The following is a 23,961-nucleotide window of genomic DNA, read 5'->3' as shown; positions in this document are numbered from 1 at the left end:
TTTAAAATAGTGGTATTTTTATAGCTTATATTTTATTTTGATGAAAACAGATATTTCAACTATAAGTCCAAAAGAAAACATCATTATTAAAGGAGCTAAACTTCATAATTTAAAAAATATAGATGTTGTTATTCCAAGAAACAAACTAGTTGTTATTACTGGGCTGTCTGGTTCAGGGAAATCTTCTTTGGCTTTTGATACGCTGTATGCAGAAGGTCAAAGACGTTATGTAGAAAGTTTGAGCTCTTATGCTCGACAGTTTTTAGGAAAATTAGACAAACCAAAAGTAGATTATATAAAAGGCATAGCCCCAGCAATTGCTATAGAGCAAAAAGTAAATTCTACAAATCCACGTTCGACTGTAGGAACATCTACCGAAATTTATGATTATATTAAATTATTATATGCCAGAATTGGAAAAACCTTCTCTCCTATTTCTAGTAATGAAGTTAAAAAAGACACAACAACAGACGTTGTAAATTTTGTAAAAAAGTTTGATGAAAAAACAAAACTACTGTTATTATCTCCAATTACTATTGATGAAAACAGAGACATCAAAACCGTTTTGCAAGTTTTAGAACAACAAGGTTATGCTCGTTTAAAATGGAATGATACTGTTTATAGAATTGCAGATTTTCCTCAAAATGATCTTAATAATGAACCTTTATTTTTAGTAGTAGATAGAATTGTAACTAAAAATGAAGAGGATTTTTACAACAGATTAGCAGATGCAATTCAGACCGCTTTTTTTGAAGGAAAAGGAATTTGTTTTATAGAAAATTTAAACAATAATAAAGTAACTGAGTTTAGCAATCAGTTCGATTTAGATGGAATGTCTTTTTTAGAACCAAACACCCATTTATTCAGTTTTAACAATCCTTATGGAGCTTGCCCAACTTGCGAAGGTTATGGAAATGTAATTGGCATTGATGAAGATTTAGTAATTCCAAATACAGGTTTATCTATTTTTGAAGATGCTATTTTTCCATTTAGATCTCCTTCTTATATACATTATAAAGAAGATTTAATTGCAGTTGCCTATCAATTTGATATTCCTATTCACAAACCTTGGTTTCAATTAACTGATAAACAAAAAGAATTGGTTTGGAATGGAAATAAGTCTTTTAATGGAATCCACCATTTTTTTAATATTTTAGAAGAAAAAAGTTATAAAATTCAGAATCGAGTGATGCTATCACGTTATCGTGGAAAAACAAAATGTACTACTTGTAATGGAAAACGATTAAGGCAAGAGGCGAATTATGTAAAAATAAATGAGAAAACAATTTCTGATCTAGTTACACTTCCTTTAGATGAATTGGCTGTTTTTTTCAAAAATATCAAACTAGATAAATACGAAGAAAAAATTGCAAAAAGGTTATTGACTGAAATTAAAAATCGTTTAAAGTTTTTAACAGATGTAGGTCTCTCCTACTTAACCATTAACAGAACTTCGAATACACTTTCTGGTGGAGAAAGTCAGCGTATAAATTTGGCAACTTCTTTAGGAAGTTCGCTTGTAGGTTCTATGTATATTTTAGATGAACCTAGCATTGGTTTGCATCCAAAAGATACAGAACGCTTAATTGGTGTTTTAAAAGATCTACGCGATTTAGGCAATACAGTTATTGTTGTTGAGCATGATGAAGAAATCATGAGACAAGCAGATTATATTATCGATATTGGACCAGAGGCAGGTACTTTTGGTGGAAATGTGGTTGCTGAGGGAACGTATTCTGAAATCTTAAAATCAAACTCATTAACTGCAAAATATTTAAATGAAGATTTAAAAATTGAAGTTCCAACAAAACGCAGAACATCAAAAAATAAGATCGAAATTATTGGAGCTAGAGAGCATAACTTACAAAACATTAATGTTACTTTTCCTTTAAACTGTCTGTCTGTTATTACTGGTGTTTCAGGTTCTGGTAAAAGCACTTTAGTTAAAAATATTTTATATCCATCCATGCAAAAAAAATTGGTTGGTTATGGAGATAAAATCGGACAGCATACAGAAATAAAAGGAGATTTCGAAAATTTAAAAAATGTTGAATTTATTGATCAAAATCCTATTGGACGTTCTTCGCGCTCAAATCCTGTAACTTATATTAAGGCATATGATGATATTCGCGCATTATTTTCTAATCAGAAATTATCGCAAATTAGAAACTTTAAACCCAAGCATTTTTCTTTTAATGTAGAAGGTGGTCGTTGTGAAACTTGCAAAGGTGAAGGAGAAATTACGGTTGAAATGCAATTTATGGCAGATGTGCATTTAGAATGCGATGTTTGTAATGGAAAACGCTTTAAGAAAGAGGTTTTGGAAGTTAAGTTCGATGGAAAATCGATTGACAATATTTTAAATTTAACGATTGACGATGCTGTTGAATTTTTCTCAGAAAACTTGGTTAAAAAAATTGCTAGCAAACTAAAACCTTTGCAAGATGTTGGTTTGGGTTATGTCACTTTGGGGCAATCTTCCTCTACACTTTCTGGTGGTGAAGCACAAAGAATTAAACTAGCTTCATTTTTGGTAAAAGGAAACACCAAAGACAAGGCTTTATTTATTTTTGATGAACCTACAACTGGTTTGCATTTTCATGATATTAAAAAATTACTAAAATCTTTTAATGCTCTAATCAATAAAGGGCATTCTATTATTGTAATTGAGCATAATATTGATCTTATAAAATGTGCTGACTATATTATTGATTTAGGCTTAGATGGTGGTAAAAATGGAGGAAACCTTATCTTTCAAGGAACTCCTGAAGAATTGGCTAGAAATAAGGAATCTTATACAGCTAAATATTTGGCTGAGAAATTGAAATATTAAAAACAAAATTATTTTTGTTTGAAGCTATTTAAAGCTTGGAAATTTTCTGGTACGAAGTCGAAAGGCAAAATCTTTTTTCTTCTGTTCTCGATAAAAATTTGTTCATTACTCTCAAATTCACTTGAACTGAGAGAGAAAAGAATGAAATTCCAGCCAAGGTTAAAATTATTTTTTAAAGAATTATTTTTAATTTTATCATTTTTACCATAACGATTTTGATAAAATCCAAATTTGCAACGAATTCTAATTTATACTTCACGAATTCTAAAACACCCAAAATTTAACTGAACTTCTCTTCTACTTTTGGAGTGTATTAACACTTAAAAAATAGAAATCATGAACACAGTATTTAAAAAATCAGTATTTGCATCAGCAATAATTATTACTGCAAGTTTTTTTACAGCATGCAATTCATCCTCAGAAAATCAGCAAAAAGAAGAAATTGCAATTGTAGAAAATAATTCAGAAAACATTATCGGAAAAAACATTGTTACTAGAGAACCTGTGGTTTTTATTACAGGTTATGATAAAGTTGAAGAAACCTATTACAATAATGCAAGAGCATACTTTAAAGAAAGAAGAGTTGAAGTTGTGGAAGACCAATATTCTTTAGAAGAAGTGATTAATTGGCTAAATAACAATGCCATCGATCTTCCTTATGGAGAAATACATATTGTAAACAAAAGCAATCCTTTTAAAGGTTTAACTTTAGAAACTATTGTAAAAGGCGAACCAATAACTGCAGAAACATTAAGAAAAAATATCACTAAAGGTACTTTACCTACTTTAAAAGAATCTGTAAATGCAAATTCAAAAATTATAATTCATGCAAATGGTTTGGGCGAAAACAAAGAGTTAATGAGAACTTTAAAAGATGCTTTTTGTGCAGTCGAATTACCAAATGTGATTGCATCTCCTTATTATTCAATTTTTAATGGTGAATTTTCTAAACATTATTTAGCAAAACCTTTTTATGTATTTTATCCTACTGCACATTCTCCAGGAAAAATGGATTTATCTAAAGAAATTGCAAAAAAATATCCAGAAGAAAAAGATATTGATTGGTTTGATGCTTTAAATAATGATGAAGAAAGATATGTTGGAGAGGCTTATACAACTCAATTTACAATACCTGTAAAGTTCGAATTAGATTATCATAATTCAGATAATGAAATGCCAAATTTTGAACTTCAAGAAGAAGTGATGGATTTTATAGAGCAAAAAGAAGAACTTTATTCAGAAATTAAAAAATTGAATATTCCTTTAGAAAAATTCAGATGGAATTGGAGCGTAAAAAACAGCACTTTAACCATTAAAGGAAAAACCACAGGTTTAATTGTTTTAAAACCTTTGATAAAACCTTATGGAGAATTAGAATACATTCAGCCAGACACGAATAACAAAAGGCTGTATGCCATGAAATAATTTGGAATGGAAATTGTAGTTTTACCAACGTCATTGTGCAAATAATTGTGCAGTGACGTTTTAATAGTTTGTTATTTATGATGTTTCGCAAAAAAATCCTTCTCCTTTACAGTTGTTTTCTTATGCTCAACCTACAATCGCAAGAAACAAAATTTAAAAATTTTTCTTTAGATGATGGCTTGCCAGGTGAAATGGTTTATAACATCATTCAAGATGAAATTGGCTATTTATGGATTGCCACAGAAAAGGGAGTCGTAAAATTTGATGGTATTAATTTTGAAGAAATTAATAAAACACCAACATTCTCAATTTTTTCAGATGGACGAACTAAGTATTTTGGATTAGATAATGGTTTGTCCATTTATAAAAACAACAAAACGCAATTTTTTGAATCAAAGAAAATACTAAAAATTTTATCTCATAATAACAATATCTTTTTAGCTACCACAGAAGGTGTATCAATTTTGATGGAAGATTACATTCAGCCCATTCCAATAAATGGTAATGTAGATTTTTCTATAATTAACGATATTTTATTTTTTGATGACGCATTTTACATCGCTTCAAACAAAGGTCTTTGGAAAGTTAATAATTTAAAGAAACCTGAAAATAGTAAGTTACTAATTGATGATTCCATTATTAGTATTTTAGAGTTTGATAATAAATTAATTGTAGCTACTAAAAACAATGGACTAAAAATAATTAAAAACAGTGGAATATTAAATAGCTACAAAACAATTTCTGATGTTTCCGCCATTAAAAAAGTAAACAATGAACTTTGGATAACATCACATACAAATGGAATTGAAGTTTTAGTTCTGCCCTCTTTTTCATTTAAAAAAAATATAAATAAATACAATTCTTTACAAACAGACTTTATAAATTCAGTTTATATAGATAAAAACAATAATGTATTTATCACTTCAAATAAAGGTATTTATTTATTTGAAAATGAAATGATTGTAAATTCAAATAAAAAAATATATTTTGAAAATTTAATAATCAATCATCAACATTCAGATTCACTTTTAACAAGTAAAGCACCAATCCTTTTATATCCATCAGAAAACAATATTTCTATAAGTTTTAAAACTGTAGACTTACAATCACCTAAAAAAATACAATACAGATATCAATTTACAGATGGCTTTTCTGACTGGAGCTATAGCAATCAGTTGCAGTTTGCAAATTTAGATGCTGGAAAATATACCCTAAAAATACAATCTAAAGTAGGTGATCTATTGAGTAATATTAGCAGTTTAAAATTTACAATTAATACACCTATATATAAAGGAGCACCATTTATATTAACTTTAAGCATCATTTTATTGCTAACAGGGTATTTATGGATTCATTTTTATATTAAAAGCATTCACACCAAGAATAAGATAAAATTTAAGGCACTTCAAACAAAGAATCACTTACTTACTTTAGAACAGAAAGCTTTGCAACTGCAAATGAATCCGCATTTTATATTTAATGTTTTAAACGGAATTAAAGCTTTGGGCAATAATGGTAAGATTGACCAGTTAAATACCACTATAAATAAGTTCTCTATATTATTAAGAAGTATTTTACACAATTCAAGAAAAGAAGAAATAACCCTAAAAGAAGAAATTGTTGCGATTAAAAATTATATAGAACTAGAGCAAAGTATGAATTCTAAAGTTTTTGAGTATTCTATAGAAACAATTACAAACAATATTGATCTTGATGAAGTAATAGTGCCTTCTATGCTAATACAGCCATTTATAGAAAATAGCATTCAACATGGATTCCAACCAAACAAAAAAGGAATTCTTACTATTAAAATAGAAATAATTCATGGTTTTTTACACTTTACTATAATTGATAATGGTATAGGAATTTCCAATTCAAGAGAAAAAACATCCACCACAAATAATAATTCTCTCGCTTTAAAGGTTACTAAAGAAAGAATTTATTATCTTACACCCGTTAATTCTTTTAATATTGATGATATAAAAGAAGGATTAAACATAACAGGAACAAGAGTTTATTTTAAAATTCCTTTAAAAACAGACTATTAATGACAAGACTTACATCATTTGTGGTAGAAGATATTCCAGAGGCATTAGAAATGTTGTTGAATGATATTGAAATGCATCATCCTGAAATAGTAATTATAGGTAAAGCTACAAGTGTTGTAGATGCTGCAAAGCAATTACAGAGCAAGAAACCAGATATTCTATTCTTAGATATTATGCTAGGTGATGGAACAGGCTTTGATATACTGGAAATAGTGCCTAATATAGATGCTAAAGTTATATTTATAACTGCTAGTGATGAATTTGCATTGAAAGCTTTCAAGTTCTCTGCTATCGATTACCTATTAAAACCCTACTCTTTATCAGAGTTAGCGAGTGCAATCTCTAAAGCAAGACAGCAAATCAATCCTAAAGTGGAACAAATTGAAGTTTTAAAAGAATTAATAAACAAACCTCACCACAAACCGAGTAAAATATCATTACATACTTCTGATAAAATCATTATTGTAGATATAGAAGACATTATTCGTTGTCAATCTGACAATAATTATACTACTTTCTATCTTATTAGTGGGGATAAAATTTTAGTTTCTAAAACATTAAAATATTATGCAGATATGCTGAAATTTTTAGATTTCTTAAGAGTACATCAAAGTCATTTAGTAAATAAAGCCTATATAAAGGAGTTTATTAAGACTGATGGAGGTTATTTAATCTTAAAATGTGGTGAAAATATTCCTGTTTCTACTCGAAAAAAGCCCGAAATCATTGAGATTTTAAAAAAAATATAAAATAATTTAAAAAAAATCATTGTTTGTGGTATTTATTTATTACATTTGTTGAGCCCCATATTATGAAAAGCGAAGATAAAGAAAGAGCGGATAGAATTATAGAGGTTTTTAAAGACTCTGAATTAAACCAAAGACAGTTCTCGGAACTCTTAGGAGTTTCACAACAGTTGGTGAGTGCAGTAGTTAATTATACAAAAAAACCGAATGAAACAATTTTACTCGCTATTATTGACAATATTGAAGGAATAGATCCCATGTGGTTACTCACTGGAGTCGAAAAAAAAGAAATTAAAAACAATGCCCCTAAAAATGATGAGGTTCAATCCCCCATTGAACTTCATATAAAAACAATAGTTCAGAAGCAATTAGAAGAATTATCGTCAGAAATTCTTCAGAGATTATCAAACATTGAAGAGTTTGTTAAACAAGCTAACCCCTAGTTCTGTTTATAGAATAGCAAAAAAAACTCTTTAGCAACATTGTTCCCTAAACAATGTTGTCTATTGAAAAAGACCTTCAGTGTTTGATTAGCTTCTAAATTTTAAATTGTCCCCTAATTAAAACCCCCAAATATCCCCCTAAACCCCTAAAAAAAAGCCTTCTCAATTGAGAAGGCTTTTTTATTTTGGGTGGAAGACGGGACTCGAACCCGCGACACTCGGTACCACAAACCGATACTCTAACCAACTGAGCTACAACCACCATTTAATTTCGGTTGCAAATATAATTTATTTTTGATTGTAGAAAAACAAAAAATTAAATTAATTTACCTAAATTTTCGACAGAAACGTAACGTTCTGATGTAAAACCTTCTGCGTATTCTACACCAATAATTCTTCCCAAATCTCTGGCTCTATAATTTACACTATCAATAAAATTTTTACTGGTTATAGGTGTTTCTGCTTCTTTACTATTTGGATCAAAGAACTGTGATGAATATGCTAAAACTGCATTTGTTTTTTTATCAATAAAACCAGTAACGTTTACTACAAAATCTGGCTCAATATTTTTCCATTGAATATAATGATATACATTTTCTGGTCTCCATTTTTCTTGAAAATTCCCTTCTACCTTGGTTTCTATTTTTTGCAATCCACTTAAAAAACAAGCATTCGAAACTAAACTACTTCCCTTTGAATGATCTATATGTCTGTCTGAAATAGCATTGCACAATACTATTTTGGGTTGATATTTACGAATCATTTTAATAACTTCAATTTGATGTTTCTCATCATTAACAAAAAAACCATCTTTAAATCGTAAATTTTCTCTGACTGAAACTCCTAATATTTTAGCTGCTTTTGTAGCTTCTTTATCTCGTAAATCGGCAGAACCTCGTGTTCCTAATTCGCCTCTAGTTAAATCTATAATTCCTACTTTTTTTCCTAAAGAAATCTCTTTGGCAATTGTTGCTCCACAACCCAATTCTACATCATCTGGATGCGCACCAAAAGCTAATATATCTAATTTCATAAATGTTAATTTAACTTATTGTTCTGTATTCATAACAAGTTTTTCGATGCCTAAAATTATTTATACATTTTTAAAAAATAGAAATGAATACTATTTTTATGTAATAATTGACTTCAAAAGTAATTAAAATCAAAGTAATAATTACGAATACTAAAAATCTATTTCGTTTTCGTTTTTTGTTTTTTTAAAATTAGGTGGTAAAATCGATTAGAATGTGAAAAATGCTCTGAAATCATTAAGTATGACTTTTGTCATAAAATCAAATTACACTTGGTTATAACTTTACTCCTTATTAATAAGGAACAAATTTAATCGATAAAAAATGATGTATTTAATGATTGTGATATTAGTTATAACAATCGGATTATTTGTATGGGGAAAGTATTCACCTGATGTAGTTGCTTTAGTTTCTATGTTGAGTTTATTTTTATTTGGTATACTCGATTTAAGTGAAACTTTGAGTGGCTTTAGCAATCCTACTGTAATCATGATTGCAGCTTTATTTATTATTGGTGAAGGATTATCACATACAGGTTGGACTGCTTTGGCTGGTAAAAAATTAATTGAATTGGCAGGTAAAAGTATTCCTAAATTATTAGTTATTATCACTTTAGGATCTGGAGTGTTATCTGGTTTTGTAAGTAATACAGGAACAGTTGCTACCTTATTACCAGCAACAATTTCTTCTGCTTGGAGTATTGGCACAATGCCATCAAAAATATTAATTCCTGTAGCCTTTGGTTCTAACACTGGAGGTTTATTAACCTTAACAGGAACGCCACCAAACATCATTGCAAATAATGCGCTTATTGAAGCTGGTTTTGAAGGGTTTTCTTTTTTTGAATTTGGCTTGATAGGTTTACCGCTTTTAATAATTGCTATTTTATATTTTAGATATATTGGTTTTAAACTTTTACCAGAAAATAAAACAAATAATAAACCAATTAATATAGACAGTACTTTACACGACTGGATTAATGATTATAAAATTGATAATGATTATTACCAATTAAGAATTAGATCTATATCTCCTTTAATAAAAACCAAAATTGATGATTGGGATTTAGAAAATTCGTATAAAATAAATATTATTCGTTTAAAAAGAAGACATCCAAGTATGTTAAAAGGCATACAACCATTTATAGAATTTCCAGAAAAGGGAACAGAGTTAAGATATCATGACATTTTAACTGTAAAAGGGGAAACTGAAGATATAAATAGATTGATGATTAAATTTAGACTAGGCTTAATACCTAAAGAATCTGTAGAAATTGAGCTTCGAAATAACTTAATCAATCAAGAGGTAGGAATGTCAGAAATCATTGTAACTACGAAGTCTAGATTAGTAGGAAGAAAAATAAAATTACACGATTATTTCAAAAGATATGGCATTCAATTATTAGCTGCATCAAGACATACAAAACCTTATTTAGAAGACACCATTACTGTTGAAGCTGGTGATAGTTTTATTATTAGAGGTCCTTGGGGGGATATTGAAAAATTACAAGATCAACACGAACATATTGTAGTTGTAGGTAGACCAGATGAAATGTTGAAAGATGTTGATGAATTAACACCCAAATCTTTTATTGCTTTAGGTGCTTTAATTTTGATGATTGCATTATTAGTTATCAAAATTGTACCAGGAGCAATAGCTGCATTAATAGCTGCAGGTATTGTTTTATTTACAGGATGTGTACCTTTTGCAAAAGCTTATAAAACAATTAGTTGGACGAGTGTAATTATGATTGCAGCAATGATTCCTATGGGAGTTGCCATTCAAAAAACAGGCACAGCTTCTTTAATTTCTAATTCAATGATTAGTCTTTTAGGAAAAGAAAATCCTACATTATTATTAGGAGGTGTTTTTTTATTGACAACAACATTTAGTCAATTTATTAATAATTCAGCTACAGCAGTTTTAATGGCTCCCATTGTATTGTTAGCTGCAAGTACATTAAATATATCACCAGAACCATTATTAATAACAGTGGCCATAAGTGCTTCAACTGCATTTTTAACACCTATTGGTACTACAACAAATGCAATGGTATTAACTGCTGGAGATTATAAGTTTTCAGATTATTTTAAAGTAGGTGCTCCCCTACTTCTAATATTTTTCTTAACAACAACAACATTAGTGCCTCTAATTTGGCCATTTTAATTAAACTTTTTAAATATATTTTACATGAAAAAATCAGACAAACAAAATACTAAAGATGTCCTTCAATATGGAATTAAAAACGCAACTGTTCATTGGGATTTAAGTCCTGAAAAACTTCAGCAAATTACAGTAGAAAAAGGCATGGGTAAAGAGACTAAAAATGGTACTTTAGCTATTAATACAGGTAAATTTACTGGAAGATCTCCTCAAGATAGATTTATTGTTAAAGATGATTACACTGCAGATAAAGTTTGGTGGGGTAAAACTAACAAACCAGTTTCTGCGGAAAACTTTGATAAACTTCAAAACAATATTGTAGACTATTTATCTAACAAAGAATTATTTGCTAGAGATGGTTATGTATGCGCAGATCCAAAATACAAAACAAACATTAGAACCATTACAGAATATCCTTGGTCTAATATGTTTGTGTATAATATGTTTTTAAGACTTACAGAAAAAGAACAAGAAAATTTTCAAGAAGATTGGTTAATTCTTTGTGCTCCTGGTTATCAGTGTGATGAACCAAAAGAATACGGAATTAGACAAGGTAACTTTTCAATTTTAAATTTCACTAAAAAAATAGCTTTAGTAGGTGGATCAGCTTATACAGGAGAGATGAAAAAAGGAATTTTTTCTGCCTTAAATTTAATCTTACCTACAGAAAAAGAAGTCTTACCAATGCACTGTTCAGCAAATGTTGGTGAAGATGGTGATACTGCTATTTTCTTTGGATTATCTGGTACTGGTAAAACCACATTATCTGCTGACCCTAATAGAAAACTAATTGGCGATGATGAGCATGGTTGGACAGCAGAAAACAGAATTTTTAATTTTGAAGGAGGATGTTATGCAAAAGTAATTGACTTATCAGAAGACAAAGAACCTGAAATTTATAGAGCTATAAAACCTGGAGCAATCCTTGAAAATGTTGTATTTAAAGAAAATGGAGAAGTTGATTTTATGGATAGTTCAATTACTCAAAACACCAGAGTTAGTTATCCTATTAATCATATAGACAATATTCAAGAATCTTCTTTTGCAGACAATCCAAAAAATATTTTCTTTTTAACTGCTGATGCTTTTGGAGTATTGCCTCCAATATCAAAATTAACTCCTGGTCAAGCTGCTTACCATTTTATATCTGGATACACTGCTAAAGTTGCAGGAACTGAAGCAGGAATTACAGAACCTGTACCTTCTTTTTCAGCTTGTTTTGGAGAACCTTTTATGCCTTTACACCCAACAAAATATGCAGAAATGTTAAGTAAAAAAATGACTGATGCTGGTGTAAATGTTTGGTTGATTAACACAGGTTGGTCTGGAGGACCTTATGGTGTTGGATCAAGAATAAAACTAAAATACACTAGAGCAATGATTACTGCTGCTTTAGAGGGTAAATTAGACGATGTTGAGTTTGAACAACATCCAATTTTTGGATTATTTATGCCTAAATATTGTCCAGGTGTTCCAACAGAAATGTTAGATCCTATGAATACTTGGTTACAAAAAGGAGCTTACGTAAGTAAAGCAATTCATTTAGCACATTTCTTTCATTTAAATTTTGAAAAATTTGCCTCAGAAGCTTCAGATCATATCATGGAAGGAGGGCCATTAATTGATGAACATCATCATTTAGGAGATCATATTTAATAATTATTAGAAACCTTAAAGGCTAGATTTTGTGCAAAAATCTAGCCTTTAATTTCCCTAAAATGAAAAAGTATATTTTTATTTATTTTTTGATTTTTTTTAAACTAATGGCTTTTAGTCAAACTAATGCTGAGAAAAAATTTGGAAGTTGGTATGTTTTGTATGCAAATCATAGAATTTCAGATAAATGGACTATACTCACAGGTTTTGAAGAGCGTAATTACCAAACATTTAAAAATTATAACCTAACACTTTATACAATTGGGACAAATTATAAATTAACAAATCAATTAATAGGTACTCTTGGTTATATGTATCTTGATATTGATAGAACTTTTGATCCTGATGTAGACCCAAATACCATAGAGAATAGGATTTATCAACAATTAATTTATGCTACTAAATATTTTGAGCTCCCATTTTCTCATAGATTAAGATTTGAGCAAAGATATTTAAACTCAATGGGAGTTAAAACCAACATAAATAGAGTACGATACAAGCTAAAAGCAAAAATTCCATTGTCTGAAAAATTCTACTTAACGTCTAGTAATGAATCTTTTTTAAATTTTAAAGGAAATTTTTTTGCAGAAAATAGATTTATATCTTCTATAGGATTTAAAGCAAGTAAAAATGTTTCTATTGAGGCTGGTTATTTAGGTCATTATATAAATAACTTACACCTAGACAGATTGTTAGTTGGTTTATACATTAAAACAGATTTAAGAAAAAAAGCAAAGAATTAATTCTTTGCCTTTTTTATTGCCTGTTCTATATCATTTATTAAATCTTCAGATTCTTCAATTCCAACAGAAAAACGAATTAAACCATCTTTTATTCCTCTTTCCAAACGTTCTGCTTCACTTAACAAAGCATGTGTAGTTTGTGCTGGACTTACAGTTGTACTTTCCAAACCAGCTAAACTCATTGATGGTTTAATCAATTTTAGATTACGCTGAAATTCCATAGCATCTATTCCCTCTTTCAACTGAAAAGACAACATTGCTCCAAAACCTTTCATTTGTTTTTTTGCAATTTCATATTGAGAATGACTTTTTAATCCTGGATAATAAACAGCATCAATATTTGAGTTTTTCTCTAAATACTCTGCCATTATTTGCGCATTCTCTGTTTGAGCTTTCACTCTTAAATTCAAAGTTTTTAAACTTCTTTCTAACAACCAAACTGTTTGATCACTTAAATTTCCTCCTAAATTAATGGCTGTTTTCCAAATTTGGCCTATATGTTCTTTTGATGCTGCAACAGCTCCTGCAGAAATATCTGAATGACCACCCATATATTTTGTTGCAGAATGAATTATAATATCAATTCCGAAATCAATAGGATTTTGATTGATAGGTGATGCAAAAGTATTATCTATCATTGTTAAAATCTTATGTTCTTTGGCAATTTTCGAAATTGCTTTCATATCTGTAATTCCTAACAATGGATTTGAAGGCGTTTCTATATAAAGAATTTTAGTGTTTTCTTTTATTAAAGATTTAAAATCATAAGCATTATCGCTTTCTGTAAACGAATATTCAATTCCATATTTATCAAATTCTGATACTATAAAATTATAGGTTCCTCCGTAAATAACTTGCTGCACAACAACATGATCTCCCTTTTGTAAAAAAGCCAACATTGCAGATGATATTGCAGCCATTCCAGAACTAAAAATCAGTGCATCTTCAGTATTTTCTAATGCCGCAATTTTTTTACACAACATTTCTTGGTTGGGAGTATTGTAATAACGAGGGTAGCGTTTTACATCAACATTATCAAAAGCATACGAAGTAGACATATATATAGGAGAAACTGCTCCTTTAAATTGTTCGTCTTTTACTTCACCAACATGAACGCAAGTTGTATTTATTCCTAGTTTTTTTAATTTTTCCATATTCAAGTTTCTGAATGCTAATTTAACAAAACTTAAAAACATGTTGTCTTAAAATTTCAATATCTTCGTTTTATGATATCAATTTTACTAATTGGAAAAGGAAATGTAGCTACTCATTTATATAATGTTTTTTCCTCTATTGATGTTTTAAAAGTTACACAACTCAATTCCAGAAAGTTAGAAAACATTCCACAAGCAGATGTAACCATTATTGCTGTTTCAGATGATGCTATTGCTAAAGTTTCTTCAAAAATAAAAAATAGTTTTGTGGTGCATACTTCTGGAAGTGTTGCCTTAAAGGATTTGAAAAACAATACTAAAAAAGGCGTTTTCTATATGTTACAAACTTTTTCTAAGGATAAAAAAATTGATTTTTCTAAAGTTCCTTTTTGTTTAGAAGCAGAAAATGATGATGAATATCTATTATTAGAAAGACTTGCAAAATTGATTGGAGAAAAAATCTACAAAATAAACTCCGAGCAAAGAAAAACCTTGCATGTTGCTGCAGTTTTTGTAAATAATTTCACCAATTATTTATATAAAATTGGGGAAGATATTTGCAAAAAAAATAATATCCCTTTTGAGGTTTTACATCCTTTAATTATGGAAACATCTCAAAAAATTAAAACTTTATCCCCAGAAAAAGCACAAACAGGACCAGCAATTAGAAACGATAAAAAAACCATAAAAAATCACTTAAATTTGCTGAATAAAGAGCAACAAGAAATTTATAAAATTTTAACAAAATCTATCCAAAATGGAAATTAGTTACAAACAATTATTACCAAATATAAACACTTTAATTTTTGATGTTGATGGAGTTTTAACCAATGGATTGGTAACCATAATGCCTAATGGTGAGCTTATTAGACACATGAATATTAAAGATGGCTATGCTTTAAAAACTGCAGTAGACCAAGGTTTTAATATTTGTGTAATTTCTGGCGGAACAAATGAAGGTGTGAGAACACGTTTAGCCAATTTAGGGATTAAAGATATTTATTTGGGCGCTCATGATAAAATTAAACAATACAATGAATTGGTTGATAAATACAATTTAAAACCAGAAAATGTGTTATACATGGGTGATGATATTCCTGATTTTCCTGTAATGAAATTAGTAGGTTTGGCTTGTTGCCCAAATGATGCTGCTCCCGAAATTCAAAAAATATCAAAATATATTTCTTACAAAAAAGGTGGTGAAGGATGTGTTAGAGATATTATAGAGCAAGTATTAAAAGTACAAGAAAAGTGGGATGATAATTTTAACGCAAAATATGATTAAATAATTAATCTAAAATCTTAAACAATTTTTATTATGAAAAAAATACTATTAATTTCAACTTTATTAATTTTTACATTATCGATAAATGCTCAAAATATTTTCGGAAAATGGCACTCTAAAAACGATGAAACTGGTGAAGTTGATTCTGTTATAGAAGTATACGAAAAAGAAGGAAAAGCATTTGCTAAAATTATTGAAATTAAAAATCCTGAAAGAAAAAATGCTATTTGTGATTTATGCGAAGGCGAAAATAAAAACAAGCCAATTATGGGTTTAAATATTCTTACTGGTTTAAAGAAAGATGGAGACGAATGGTCTGGAGGTAAAATTTTAGACCCAAGAAATGGTAAAATATATAAATGCTATATTCAGTTAGAAGATACTAACAAGCTGAAAATTAGAGGATTTATTGGTTTTTCTTTACTTGGAAAAACCGCTTATTGGGAAAGAGCTAAGTAGTTTTTAGTTTTTAGTTTTTAGGAAAATTGAAAAATTATCAACTTTGAAACTTTTAAACCTTGAAACTTTTAAACCTTGAAACCTTGAAACTTTGAAACCTTAAACCTTTGAAACTAAAACTAATTTTTCTCTTCTAACATTGGTACAAAAGCAAAATCACCTAATTCGTGTTTTTCGAATTCTTTATTAGATTTTCTGATAAATAATGTCATTATTTGAGTTTCATCACCAACAGGAATTAACAACATCCCTCCTATTTTTAGCTGACTTAATAAAGGATTTGGCACAAAAGGTGCACCAGCTGTTACAATTATTTTATCGAAAGGAGCTTGACTTTTTAAGCCTTTGTAACCATCACCAAAAATAAATCTTTTCGGTTTATAACCTAATTTTGGCAAAAACATAGACGTTTTTTTAAACAATTCATGTTGTCTTTCTATAGAATATACTTCTGCTTTTAACTCTAACAACACTGCTGTTTGGTATCCAGAACCTGTGCCAATTTCTAATACTTTATCTCCATTTTTTATTGCTAAAGTTTGCGATTGAAAAGCAACAGTATAAGGTTGGGAAATAGTTTGATCTGCTGCAATTGGAAAAGCTTTATCTTGGTATGCATGAGATTCAAAACTCGAATCTATAAACAAGTGACGTGGAATTTTTCTAATAGCATTCAACACATTTTCATCTGTGATTCCTTTTGCTTTTAAAACTGTAGCTAATTGATTTCGAAGTCCTAAATGTTTTGATGTGTCTTTCAATTTTGGTTTGGTTTCTAAAGTCTAAAAATAGTAATAAATTGATTTAAATTCTTATAAAATTGTATCTTTGTTTTCATCAGATTTTTATACAAAAACAATACATTAAACGCACGTCTTTAAAATTGTGAATTCCAAAGTAATTTATGAACTTGGTTTTTTTTACTTTTTTCACGGAGACAAAATAAAATACAAATATGCTAAAAGTTGGAGTTTTAGGTGCTGGACATTTAGGGAAAATTCATCTTAAATTATTAAATCAATCAGAAAAATATGAGTTAATTGGTTTTTATGATCCATCCAAAAAAAATGCAGAAAAAGTTGTAAATGAATTTGGTTACAAGTTATTCGATTCTATAGATGATTTAATTGAGGCTGTAGATGTTGTAGATATTGTAACACCTACTTTATCTCATTTCGATTGTGCAAAAAATGCTATCGAAAAAGGTCGTCATATATTCATAGAAAAGCCAATTGCCAAAACTGTTTTAGAGGCTGAGGCTATTAGAACTTTGGCAAGCCAATATCATGTAAAAGGTCAAGTAGGTCATGTAGAGCGTTTTAACCCAGCTTTTACGGCTGTAAAAGACAAGATTAACAACCCAATGTTTATCGAAACACATAGATTGGCTGAGTTTAATCCAAGAGGAACAGATGTGCCTGTGGTTTTAGATTTAATGATTCATGATATAGATATTATACTTTCTTGTGTAAAATCGAAAGTAAAAAATGTGCATGCAAGTGGCATTTCTGTAATTTCTGATACTCCAGATATTGCAAATGCAAGAATTGAATTCGAAAATGGTTGCGTGGCTAATTTAACTGCAAGCAGAATTTCGATGAAAAATATGCGTAAAACACGTTTTTTTCAGAGAGATGCTTATATTTCTGTAAATTTTTTAAGTAAAGAATCTGAAATTGTTAGAATACAAGATGCTCCTAAAAACCCTGATGAATTTGCAATGATTCTAAAAAATGACGAAGGAATTGAGAAACAAATTTATTTCGAAAACCCTGAAGTTAGCAATAACAATGCAATTTTAGACGAACTAGAAACTTTTGCTGATGCTATTTTAAATGATACAGAACCTGTTGTTACACTTAAAAATGGTGCTGAAGCTTTAAGAATTGCTCAATGGGTAATTAACTGTTTTAAAACGGAAGCAGATTTATAGTTTTTATAAAAGCTGGCAAATAATTGCGTTAGGGATTGAATGGTTTGTTTGAGCTCTTTTTGTTTTTCACAAAAAAGCGAGGAATGAAAGCCCGTAAAAACGCCCAAAATAATATTAAAAGATTGGAAAATTAAATGATTCGAACTTTTAAACATTAATCAATAAACTTTTAAATACAAATTCATGAAAAATATAGCTGTAATTGGTGCTGGAACTATGGGAAATGGAATTGCGCACACCTTTGCTCAATTTAATTATAAAATACATTTAATTGATATTTCTGAAGCTTCTCTAGAAAAAGGTATTGCAAACATTGCTAAAAATTTAGACAGAATGGTTGCCAAAGAAAAGATTTCTGAAGAAGAAAAAACAAAAACCTTAGCCAATATTACAACATTTAACTCTATAAAAAATGGCGCAGAAAATGTAGATTTAGTAATTGAAGCTGCTACTGAAAATGCCGTTTTAAAAGCTAAAATTTTTAAAGAGTTGGATGAAGTTTGCTTAGAAAATACGATTTTGGCTACGAATACTTCATCAATTTCTATTACCCAAATTGCTGCTGTAACCAAAAGACCAGATAAAGTTATTGGGATGCATTTTATGAATCCTGTGCCAATTATGAAATTGGTAGAAATTATTAGAGGGTATAATACTTCTGATGAAATTACAAACACGATTGTTGAGCTTTCCAAGAAAATTGAGAAAATTCCTGTAGAAGTAAACGATTATCCTGGCTTTGTTGCTAATAGAATATTAATGCCTATGATAAACGAATCTGTTGAGACTTTATACAATGGTGTTGCTGGTGTTGAAGAAATTGATACAGTGATGAAATTAGGAATGGCTCACCCAATGGGTCCTTTGCAATTAGCAGATTTTATTGGTTTAGATGTTTGTTTGTCTATTTTAAAAGTGATGTATGATGGTTTTAAAAATCCGAAATATGCTCCTTGCCCACTTTTAGTAAATATGGTTAATGCTGGTAAATTGGGTATAAAATCTGGAGAGGGTTTTTATGATTATTCAGAAAGCAGAAAGGCTGAAAAAGTTGCTAAGATGTTTGTTTAAAACTTGTCAATGAAAAAAAGCATTTTATTCGTATTCCTTTTTTTTGCATTAAACTTAATGGCTCAAGAGAAAAAAACATCGAAATTAAAGCCTTATAAAATAGGCTTTCTATACAATTTTGGAGCAAACGAATATTTTTTTCATGATGATCCTGACTATACCTACTCTACAAATACTTATAAAGGCCAAGCTTTTTACAAATTAGGCAACTGGAAAAGTTTTGATTTTGAGTTAATTGTTCAGCCTCAAGTTCAGTTTTTAAAACATCAATTAATAAACGAACAATTTATTACACCAGATCAAGAAAACTATTTAGAGAAAAGATTAGAATTTACGAAACCAAAAGCAATGAGTTTATACGCCTTAGAGTTTGGCTTTTCTGCTAAAAGAAAAATTATAAATAAACTAGATATTCAAGCTTCTTTTGGCTTAGGTTTTTCTTTTATAGATACTAGAACAGAACGTTTGGCTAAAGGTTTTACCTTTTTAGAAAATTTCTCTATAGGTTTTAACTACAATATTTTTAAAAACTCCTATCTTTATATAGGTTCAAATTTAGGCCATATTTCTAATTTAAATTTCCAAAAACCTAATGATGGTTATAATATTTTAGGTTTAGAAGTAGGTTGCTCTTTTAACCTATAAACTTTACAACTTGAAAAATATAGAAAATTTGGTAATTTTTTAGAATAACTATAATTATTATTGATAGTTTTAATATCTTTATCAAAAATTCTTATTAATGACGATTACTCAATTAAAATACGTTTTATCTGTTGCAGAGTACCAAAACTTTACAGTTGCTGCAGAACATAGCTTTGTAACACAACCTACGTTGAGTATGCAAATTCAAAAATTAGAAGATGAATTAGGTGTAAAAATCTTTAATCGTTCTAAAAAACCAATTGAATTGACCGAAGTTGGTAAAAAAATAGTGGAACAAGGTAAAGTTATTGTAGATGAAAGTAATCGAATTTTAGACATTGTTCATCAGCAAAAAGGATATATTGGGGGTGAATTTCGACTAGGAATTATACCTACAGTAATGCCCACTTTATTACCAATGTTTTTAAATAATTTTACAAAAAAATACACTAAAGTAAAATTAATTATAGAAGAACTTACTACCGAAGAAATTATAAGAAAATTAAATGATGGGCATATAGATGCTGGAATTGCAGCTACACCTTTAGAGAATGAAGCTATAAAAGAAAGACCTTTATATTACGAACCTTTTGTGGGTTTAATTCCTGAAAATCATCGACTTTACAAAAACAAACAAATTTCTGCGGATGAATTAGAAATGGAAGATATCTTATTATTAGAAGATGGCCATTGTTTTAAAGACAGTGTAATTAATTTATGTAGAACTCATAAACTTGATAACAAAAAAGGATTTCAATTAGAAAGTGGAAGTTTTGACACCTTAATAAAACTCTCTAAAGAAGGTTTAGGAATGACACTTCTTCCTTATTTACATACCTTAGATTTAAACGAAATCGATAAAACTCATTTACGAGAATTTACAAATCCACCACCTGCAAGAGAAGTGAGTTTAATTTATCATAAATCGCAATTAAAGATGCAATTGATAGAAGCTCTAAAGAAAACTATTGATGGTGTTGTAAAAGGAGCTATTGCTTTTTCTGATGTTAAAATAATTAGTCCCTTACAGAAAAAATAAAACTGATAATTGGTTATTAGTTGTTGGTTTTTGGAAAATAATATTACCAAAAACCAACAACTAAAAACTAACAACTATTTTAGGCATACATCTTATCACGCAATTCTTTAACTTTAGGATCAGACAAATAATCATCAAAAGTTGAGTATCTATCAATAGCGCCTTTTGGCGTTAATTCTATAATTCTGTTTGCAACTGTTTGCGCAAATTCATGATCGTGTGTAGAAAATAAAACAGTTCCTTTAAAGTTAATTAAGGAATTATTTAATGCCTGAATTGATTCTAAATCCAAGTGATTTGTAGGTTCATCTAACAATAAAATATTCGCTCTTTTCATCATCATTCTAGAAAGCATGCAACGTACTTTTTCTCCTCCAGACAAAACGTTACTTTTCTTTAAGGCTTCTTCACCAGAGAAAATCATTTTTCCTAAAAATCCTCTTAAAAAAACTTCTTCACGCTCTTCTTCTGTTTGTGCATACTGTCTTAACCAATCTACTAAATTCAGATTTCCATTTTGGAAAAAAGATGAATTATCTAAAGGTAAATAAGATTGTGTTGTGGTTACTCCCCAAGAAAATTTGCCAGCATCTGCTTTTTCATTGCCAGTTATAATATCGTAAAAAGCGGTTACAGCTCTAGAATTTCTAGAAATTATGGCAATTTTATCTCCTTTATTTAAATTGATGTGAATATCATCAAACAACTTTTCTCCTTCGAATTCTTTACTTAAACCTTCTACATTTAAAATTTGATCTCCAGCTTCTCTATCTCTATCAAAAATAATTGCTGGATAACGTCTGCTTGATGGTTTAATATCTTCGACATTTAATTTCTCAATCATTTTTTTACGAGAAGTTGCTTGTTTAGATTTTGCAACGTTTGCAGAAAAACGACGAATAAATTCCTCTAATTCTTTCTTTTTATCTTCTGCTTTTTTGTTTTGTTGTGCTCTTTGTTTTGCTGCTAGTTGACTAGATTCGTACCAAAAAGTATAATTTCCAGAATAATGATTTATTTTGCTGTAATCAATATCAGAAATATGCGTACAAACTGCATCTAAAAAGTGCCTGTCATGTGAAACTACAATTACACAATTATCGTAATTTGCCAAGAAATTTTCCAACCATTGTATGGTTTCAAAATCTAAATCGTTGGTTGGCTCATCCATAATTAATACATCAGGATTTCCAAAAAGTGCCTGCGCAATTAAGACTCTCACCTTTTGTTTACCATCTAAATCTTTCATTAAAGTATAGTGCAAATCCTCAGAAATACCTAAATTTGAAAGCATTGAAGCAGCATCAGAATCTGCATTCCAACCATTCATTTCTTCAAAAATTATTTGAAGTTCTCCTATTTTTTCTGCGTTTTCATCTGTATAATCTGCATACAAAGCATCGATTTCCTTTTTAATAGAAAACAACTTCTTGTTACCCATTACAACTGTTTCTAGAACTGGCAACTCATCAAATTCATTATGATTTTGAGATAAAACAGACATTCTTTTTCCTGGTTCTAAGTGAACTTGTCCAGAAGTGGGATCCATTTTACCAGATATAATTTTTAAGAAAGTAGATTTTCCTGCACCATTTGCGCCAATAATTCCATAACAATTTCCTGTTTGAAATTTTGTATTTACTTCGTCGAACAAAATTCGTTTTCCAAATTGTACAGATAAGTTAGAAACTGATAACATAATTGTATTTTATTTTTTTGCAAAAGTACGAATTTGATTTTGCTCTTTCATTTGTTTTATTGAGTTTTTAAGCCAATATTACTCTGTTAAATTTAAGTTATTATTACAAGATTTTTAACAACGAATTAACAACCCCTGGACAACTGAATACCTAAATTTGTGAGTAGTAAAGTAACTACTTTATATGATAAAAAATATACATTATTTTATTTCTGCAATCCTACTATCTGCCTTAATTGGCTGTAAATCAGAAAAAAAAGATTTAGTCACTTATTTTGGAGGAAAAATTATTAACCCTAAATCTAATTTAGTTGTTTTGTTTTCTATGGATAAAGTTATTGACACTTTTTTATTGGATGATAAAGATAAGTTTATTGGTAAACTCTTAAATGCACAAGAAGGTTTGTATCATTTTTCACATGGTAATGAAAATCAGTACATATATTTAGAGCCACAAGACAGTTTAATGATTCGTTTAAACACTTGGGATTTTGATGAATCGCTTGTTTTTGCAGGAATTGGTGCAGAAAGAAATAATATTTTAATTGATTGTTTTATAGATAATGAAAAAGAAGACAATCTATTTTATTCTTACAACAAATTAAATCCAAAAGAATTTAAAGTAAAAGTTGACTCTATTTCAGCTCTAAAATTAAACACATACAAAGATTATTTAGAAATTTATCCAAATGAAACTGAAGGCTTTCAAGAAATTTTAAAAATTGCACTAACTTTTCCTTTATTTGCTAGAGTAGAGAAATATCCACTAATCTATTCTAGATTTTCAGAAACAGGAGATTTCCCGAAAACAACCAGTGCTTTTTATGAACATCGAACTGATATTGAGTTCAATAATAGTTCTTTAATGTATTACCCTCCATATTCTAATTTTGTAAAAAATTATTTATACAACGAAACTTATTCATTGGGTCATCCACCAGTAAAGAGTCAATATTCTTTGAAATTTACTATTGATTTATTAACAATTATCGATGAAAAAATTAAAGCAGAAAGCCCTAAAAATGCGTTTTTAAAACAGACTGTAGTTAGTCACTTTTACAATAAATCTAGCTGTAATTTGAATCAAAAACCTTTTGATAAATATTTTGAATTAAGCACAAATACCGAAGACAAAGAGCACATTCATCAACTTTTAAATGATGCTAAAAGTATAAAAGCCAATAAAAGGATACAAAATTTTAATGTAATAGATTACTCGAATACAGAAAGATCTATTTACGAAATCATAAAAGGAAAAAATACGCTACTTTTCTTCTGGAGTTCTGAATTTGTATCAGAATCTTACATTGTTTCAAGAATGAATTATCTGTCGAAGACATACCCAAATATTGAATTTATTCAAATAAGAATAGATGCAAATAACGCAAATAACAGAATTGAAAAGTTAGATATAAAAAATCAATTTTATATAAACTTAGAAAGTACAGCGCATCAATTTTTAACTAGTAAAATGCCTCGTTCTATTTTAATCGATAAAAATGGTATTGTTTTAAATGGATATGCTTCTATATCTTCCTACAATTTAAATCCTTTTTTAGAAGAACTTAATAAAATTAATTAATTTTCA

At 29.1% G+C, this 23,961-nt stretch carries 20 protein-coding genes and 1 tRNA gene; 16 read left to right on the top strand and 5 right to left on the bottom strand.

The features are described 5' to 3' along the window. The first annotated feature begins 40 nt into the window (after positions 1-40). From uvrA to WAO74_RS13430, 5 genes are all read left to right on the top strand, one after another. Complete coding sequence (gene uvrA / locus WAO74_RS13450; protein WP_422162774.1) at positions 41-2,833, top strand: excinuclease ABC subunit UvrA; 2,793 nt, start codon at positions 41-43, stop codon at positions 2,831-2,833. Between the two features lie 336 nt (positions 2,834-3,169). Further along, positions 3,170-4,258 (top strand): hypothetical protein, encoded by a 1,089-nt coding sequence (locus WAO74_RS13445; RefSeq protein WP_422162773.1) that lies wholly within the window; start codon positions 3,170-3,172, stop codon positions 4,256-4,258. A 122-nt stretch (positions 4,259-4,380) separates the two neighbouring features. Next, the gene (locus WAO74_RS13440) at positions 4,381-6,306 is read left to right on the top strand and encodes a histidine kinase (RefSeq protein WP_422162772.1); all 1,926 of its coding nucleotides are present in this window, start codon (positions 4,381-4,383) and stop codon (positions 6,304-6,306) included. After that, entirely contained in the window at positions 6,306-7,055 is a 750-nt protein-coding gene (locus WAO74_RS13435; RefSeq protein WP_422162771.1) for a LytR/AlgR family response regulator transcription factor, read from the top strand. Before WAO74_RS13440 ends, WAO74_RS13435 begins: the two co-directional genes overlap by 1 nt. 62 nt (positions 7,056-7,117) lie before the next feature. Continuing rightward, entirely contained in the window at positions 7,118-7,495 is a 378-nt protein-coding gene (locus tag WAO74_RS13430) for a helix-turn-helix domain-containing protein (RefSeq protein ID WP_422162770.1), read from the top strand. Between the two features lie 187 nt (positions 7,496-7,682). On the opposite strand, the gene WAO74_RS13425 is transcribed toward WAO74_RS13430, so the two are convergent. Next, positions 7,683-7,758, bottom strand: a tRNA-His gene (locus tag WAO74_RS13425). 53 nt (positions 7,759-7,811) lie between these two features. After that, positions 7,812-8,528 (bottom strand): bacillithiol biosynthesis deacetylase BshB1, encoded by a 717-nt coding sequence (bshB1, locus tag WAO74_RS13420; RefSeq protein WP_422162769.1) that lies wholly within the window; start codon positions 8,526-8,528, stop codon positions 7,812-7,814. Between the two features lie 334 nt (positions 8,529-8,862). On the opposite strand from bshB1, the gene WAO74_RS13415 reads away from it, so the two are divergent. The 3 genes from WAO74_RS13415 to WAO74_RS13405 all read left to right on the top strand — a co-directional run bounded on the left by WAO74_RS13415 (position 8,863) and on the right by WAO74_RS13405 (position 13,088). Next, positions 8,863-10,692: an SLC13 family permease gene (locus tag WAO74_RS13415; RefSeq protein ID WP_422162768.1), complete on the top strand. Its 1,830-nt coding sequence runs from the start codon at positions 8,863-8,865 to the stop codon at positions 10,690-10,692. A gap of 24 nt (positions 10,693-10,716) precedes the next feature. Next, a complete protein-coding gene (gene pckA, locus WAO74_RS13410) occupies positions 10,717-12,345 on the top strand; it encodes a phosphoenolpyruvate carboxykinase (ATP) (protein ID WP_422162767.1) in 1,629 nt (542 codons plus the stop codon). 107 nt (positions 12,346-12,452) lie between these two features. After that, positions 12,453-13,088, top strand: a complete 636-nt coding sequence (locus tag WAO74_RS13405) for a DUF2490 domain-containing protein (RefSeq protein WP_422162766.1) — start codon at positions 12,453-12,455, stop codon at positions 13,086-13,088. Here the strand turns inward: WAO74_RS13405 and WAO74_RS13400 are convergent. After that, positions 13,085-14,242, bottom strand: a complete 1,158-nt coding sequence (locus WAO74_RS13400) for a trans-sulfuration enzyme family protein (RefSeq protein WP_422162765.1) — start codon at positions 14,240-14,242, stop codon at positions 13,085-13,087. The genes WAO74_RS13405 and WAO74_RS13400 overlap by 4 nt on opposite strands. A 72-nt stretch (positions 14,243-14,314) precedes the next feature. Here WAO74_RS13400 and WAO74_RS13395 point away from each other — a divergent pair, with 72 nt between their 5' ends. The 3 genes from WAO74_RS13395 to WAO74_RS13385 are packed head-to-tail and all read left to right on the top strand — an operon-like array spanning position 14,315 to position 15,986. After that, entirely contained in the window at positions 14,315-15,010 is a 696-nt protein-coding gene (locus WAO74_RS13395; protein ID WP_422162764.1) for a Rossmann-like and DUF2520 domain-containing protein, read from the top strand. Continuing rightward, positions 15,000-15,527 (top strand): KdsC family phosphatase, encoded by a 528-nt coding sequence (locus tag WAO74_RS13390; RefSeq protein WP_422162763.1) that lies wholly within the window; start codon positions 15,000-15,002, stop codon positions 15,525-15,527. Before WAO74_RS13395 ends, WAO74_RS13390 begins: the two co-directional genes overlap by 11 nt. Positions 15,528-15,560: 33 nt before the next feature. Continuing rightward, entirely contained in the window at positions 15,561-15,986 is a 426-nt protein-coding gene (locus WAO74_RS13385; protein WP_422162762.1) for a DUF2147 domain-containing protein, read from the top strand. Between the two features lie 119 nt (positions 15,987-16,105). Here the strand turns inward: WAO74_RS13385 and WAO74_RS13380 are convergent, their stop codons facing one another. Continuing rightward, positions 16,106-16,747, bottom strand: coding sequence for a protein-L-isoaspartate(D-aspartate) O-methyltransferase (locus WAO74_RS13380; RefSeq protein WP_422162761.1), 642 nt, complete (start codon positions 16,745-16,747; stop codon positions 16,106-16,108). Positions 16,748-16,941: 194 nt separating this feature from the next. On the opposite strand from WAO74_RS13380, the gene WAO74_RS13375 reads away from it, so the two are divergent. The 4 genes from WAO74_RS13375 to WAO74_RS13360 all read left to right on the top strand — a co-directional run bounded on the left by WAO74_RS13375 (position 16,942) and on the right by WAO74_RS13360 (position 20,674). After that, positions 16,942-17,919, top strand: coding sequence for a Gfo/Idh/MocA family protein (locus tag WAO74_RS13375; RefSeq protein WP_422162760.1), 978 nt, complete (start codon positions 16,942-16,944; stop codon positions 17,917-17,919). A 183-nt stretch (positions 17,920-18,102) separates the two neighbouring features. Next, on the top strand, positions 18,103-18,990 hold the full coding sequence (locus tag WAO74_RS13370) for a 3-hydroxybutyryl-CoA dehydrogenase (RefSeq protein WP_422162759.1): 888 nt from the start codon (positions 18,103-18,105) through the stop codon (positions 18,988-18,990). Positions 18,991-18,999: 9 nt separating this feature from the next. Beyond that, positions 19,000-19,635, top strand: a complete 636-nt coding sequence (locus WAO74_RS13365; RefSeq protein WP_422162758.1) for an acyloxyacyl hydrolase — start codon at positions 19,000-19,002, stop codon at positions 19,633-19,635. A 97-nt stretch (positions 19,636-19,732) separates the two neighbouring features. Then, entirely contained in the window at positions 19,733-20,674 is a 942-nt protein-coding gene (locus tag WAO74_RS13360; RefSeq protein WP_422162757.1) for a hydrogen peroxide-inducible genes activator, read from the top strand. A gap of 79 nt (positions 20,675-20,753) precedes the next feature. On the opposite strand, the gene WAO74_RS13355 is transcribed toward WAO74_RS13360, so the two are convergent. Then, a complete protein-coding gene (locus tag WAO74_RS13355; protein ID WP_422162756.1) occupies positions 20,754-22,373 on the bottom strand; it encodes an ABC-F family ATP-binding cassette domain-containing protein in 1,620 nt (539 codons plus the stop codon). Positions 22,374-22,557: 184 nt separating this feature from the next. Between WAO74_RS13355 and WAO74_RS13350 the strand changes: the two genes are divergently transcribed. Beyond that, positions 22,558-23,955, top strand: coding sequence for a TlpA family protein disulfide reductase (locus WAO74_RS13350; protein WP_422162755.1), 1,398 nt, complete (start codon positions 22,558-22,560; stop codon positions 23,953-23,955). The last annotated feature ends 6 nt before the right edge of the window (positions 23,956-23,961 follow it).

Origin of the sequence: Polaribacter sp. (genome assembly GCF_049276715.1) — a bacterium.
In the GTDB taxonomy this organism is placed as follows: domain Bacteria; phylum Bacteroidota; class Bacteroidia; order Flavobacteriales; family Flavobacteriaceae; genus Polaribacter.
The sequence above is the reverse complement of the archived record's forward strand: the minus strand, read 5'-3'. Positions and strand labels throughout refer to the sequence as shown.

Excerpts from the sequence above, each read along its gene's own strand:
- uvrA (WP_422162774.1), top strand. The coding sequence starts at position 41 with ATGAAAACAGATATTTCAACTATAAGTCCAAAAGAAAACATCATTATT.
- WAO74_RS13445 (WP_422162773.1), top strand. The coding sequence starts at position 3,170 with ATGAACACAGTATTTAAAAAATCAGTATTTGCATCAGCAATAATTATT.
- WAO74_RS13440 (WP_422162772.1), top strand. The coding sequence starts at position 4,381 with ATGCTCAACCTACAATCGCAAGAAACAAAATTTAAAAATTTTTCTTTA.
- WAO74_RS13435 (WP_422162771.1), top strand. The coding sequence starts at position 6,306 with ATGACAAGACTTACATCATTTGTGGTAGAAGATATTCCAGAGGCATTA.
- WAO74_RS13430 (WP_422162770.1), top strand. The coding sequence starts at position 7,118 with ATGAAAAGCGAAGATAAAGAAAGAGCGGATAGAATTATAGAGGTTTTT.
- bshB1 (WP_422162769.1), bottom strand. The coding sequence starts at position 8,528 with ATGAAATTAGATATATTAGCTTTTGGTGCGCATCCAGATGATGTAGAA.
- WAO74_RS13415 (WP_422162768.1), top strand. The coding sequence starts at position 8,863 with ATGATTGTGATATTAGTTATAACAATCGGATTATTTGTATGGGGAAAG.
- pckA (WP_422162767.1), top strand. The coding sequence starts at position 10,717 with ATGAAAAAATCAGACAAACAAAATACTAAAGATGTCCTTCAATATGGA.
- WAO74_RS13405 (WP_422162766.1), top strand. The coding sequence starts at position 12,453 with ATGGCTTTTAGTCAAACTAATGCTGAGAAAAAATTTGGAAGTTGGTAT.
- WAO74_RS13400 (WP_422162765.1), bottom strand. The coding sequence starts at position 14,242 with ATGGAAAAATTAAAAAAACTAGGAATAAATACAACTTGCGTTCATGTT.
- WAO74_RS13395 (WP_422162764.1), top strand. The coding sequence starts at position 14,315 with ATGATATCAATTTTACTAATTGGAAAAGGAAATGTAGCTACTCATTTA.
- WAO74_RS13390 (WP_422162763.1), top strand. The coding sequence starts at position 15,000 with ATGGAAATTAGTTACAAACAATTATTACCAAATATAAACACTTTAATT.
- WAO74_RS13385 (WP_422162762.1), top strand. The coding sequence starts at position 15,561 with ATGAAAAAAATACTATTAATTTCAACTTTATTAATTTTTACATTATCG.
- WAO74_RS13375 (WP_422162760.1), top strand. The coding sequence starts at position 16,942 with ATGCTAAAAGTTGGAGTTTTAGGTGCTGGACATTTAGGGAAAATTCAT.
- WAO74_RS13370 (WP_422162759.1), top strand. The coding sequence starts at position 18,103 with ATGAAAAATATAGCTGTAATTGGTGCTGGAACTATGGGAAATGGAATT.
- WAO74_RS13365 (WP_422162758.1), top strand. The coding sequence starts at position 19,000 with ATGAAAAAAAGCATTTTATTCGTATTCCTTTTTTTTGCATTAAACTTA.
- WAO74_RS13360 (WP_422162757.1), top strand. The coding sequence starts at position 19,733 with ATGACGATTACTCAATTAAAATACGTTTTATCTGTTGCAGAGTACCAA.
- WAO74_RS13355 (WP_422162756.1), bottom strand. The coding sequence starts at position 22,373 with ATGTTATCAGTTTCTAACTTATCTGTACAATTTGGAAAACGAATTTTG.
- WAO74_RS13350 (WP_422162755.1), top strand. The coding sequence starts at position 22,558 with ATGATAAAAAATATACATTATTTTATTTCTGCAATCCTACTATCTGCC.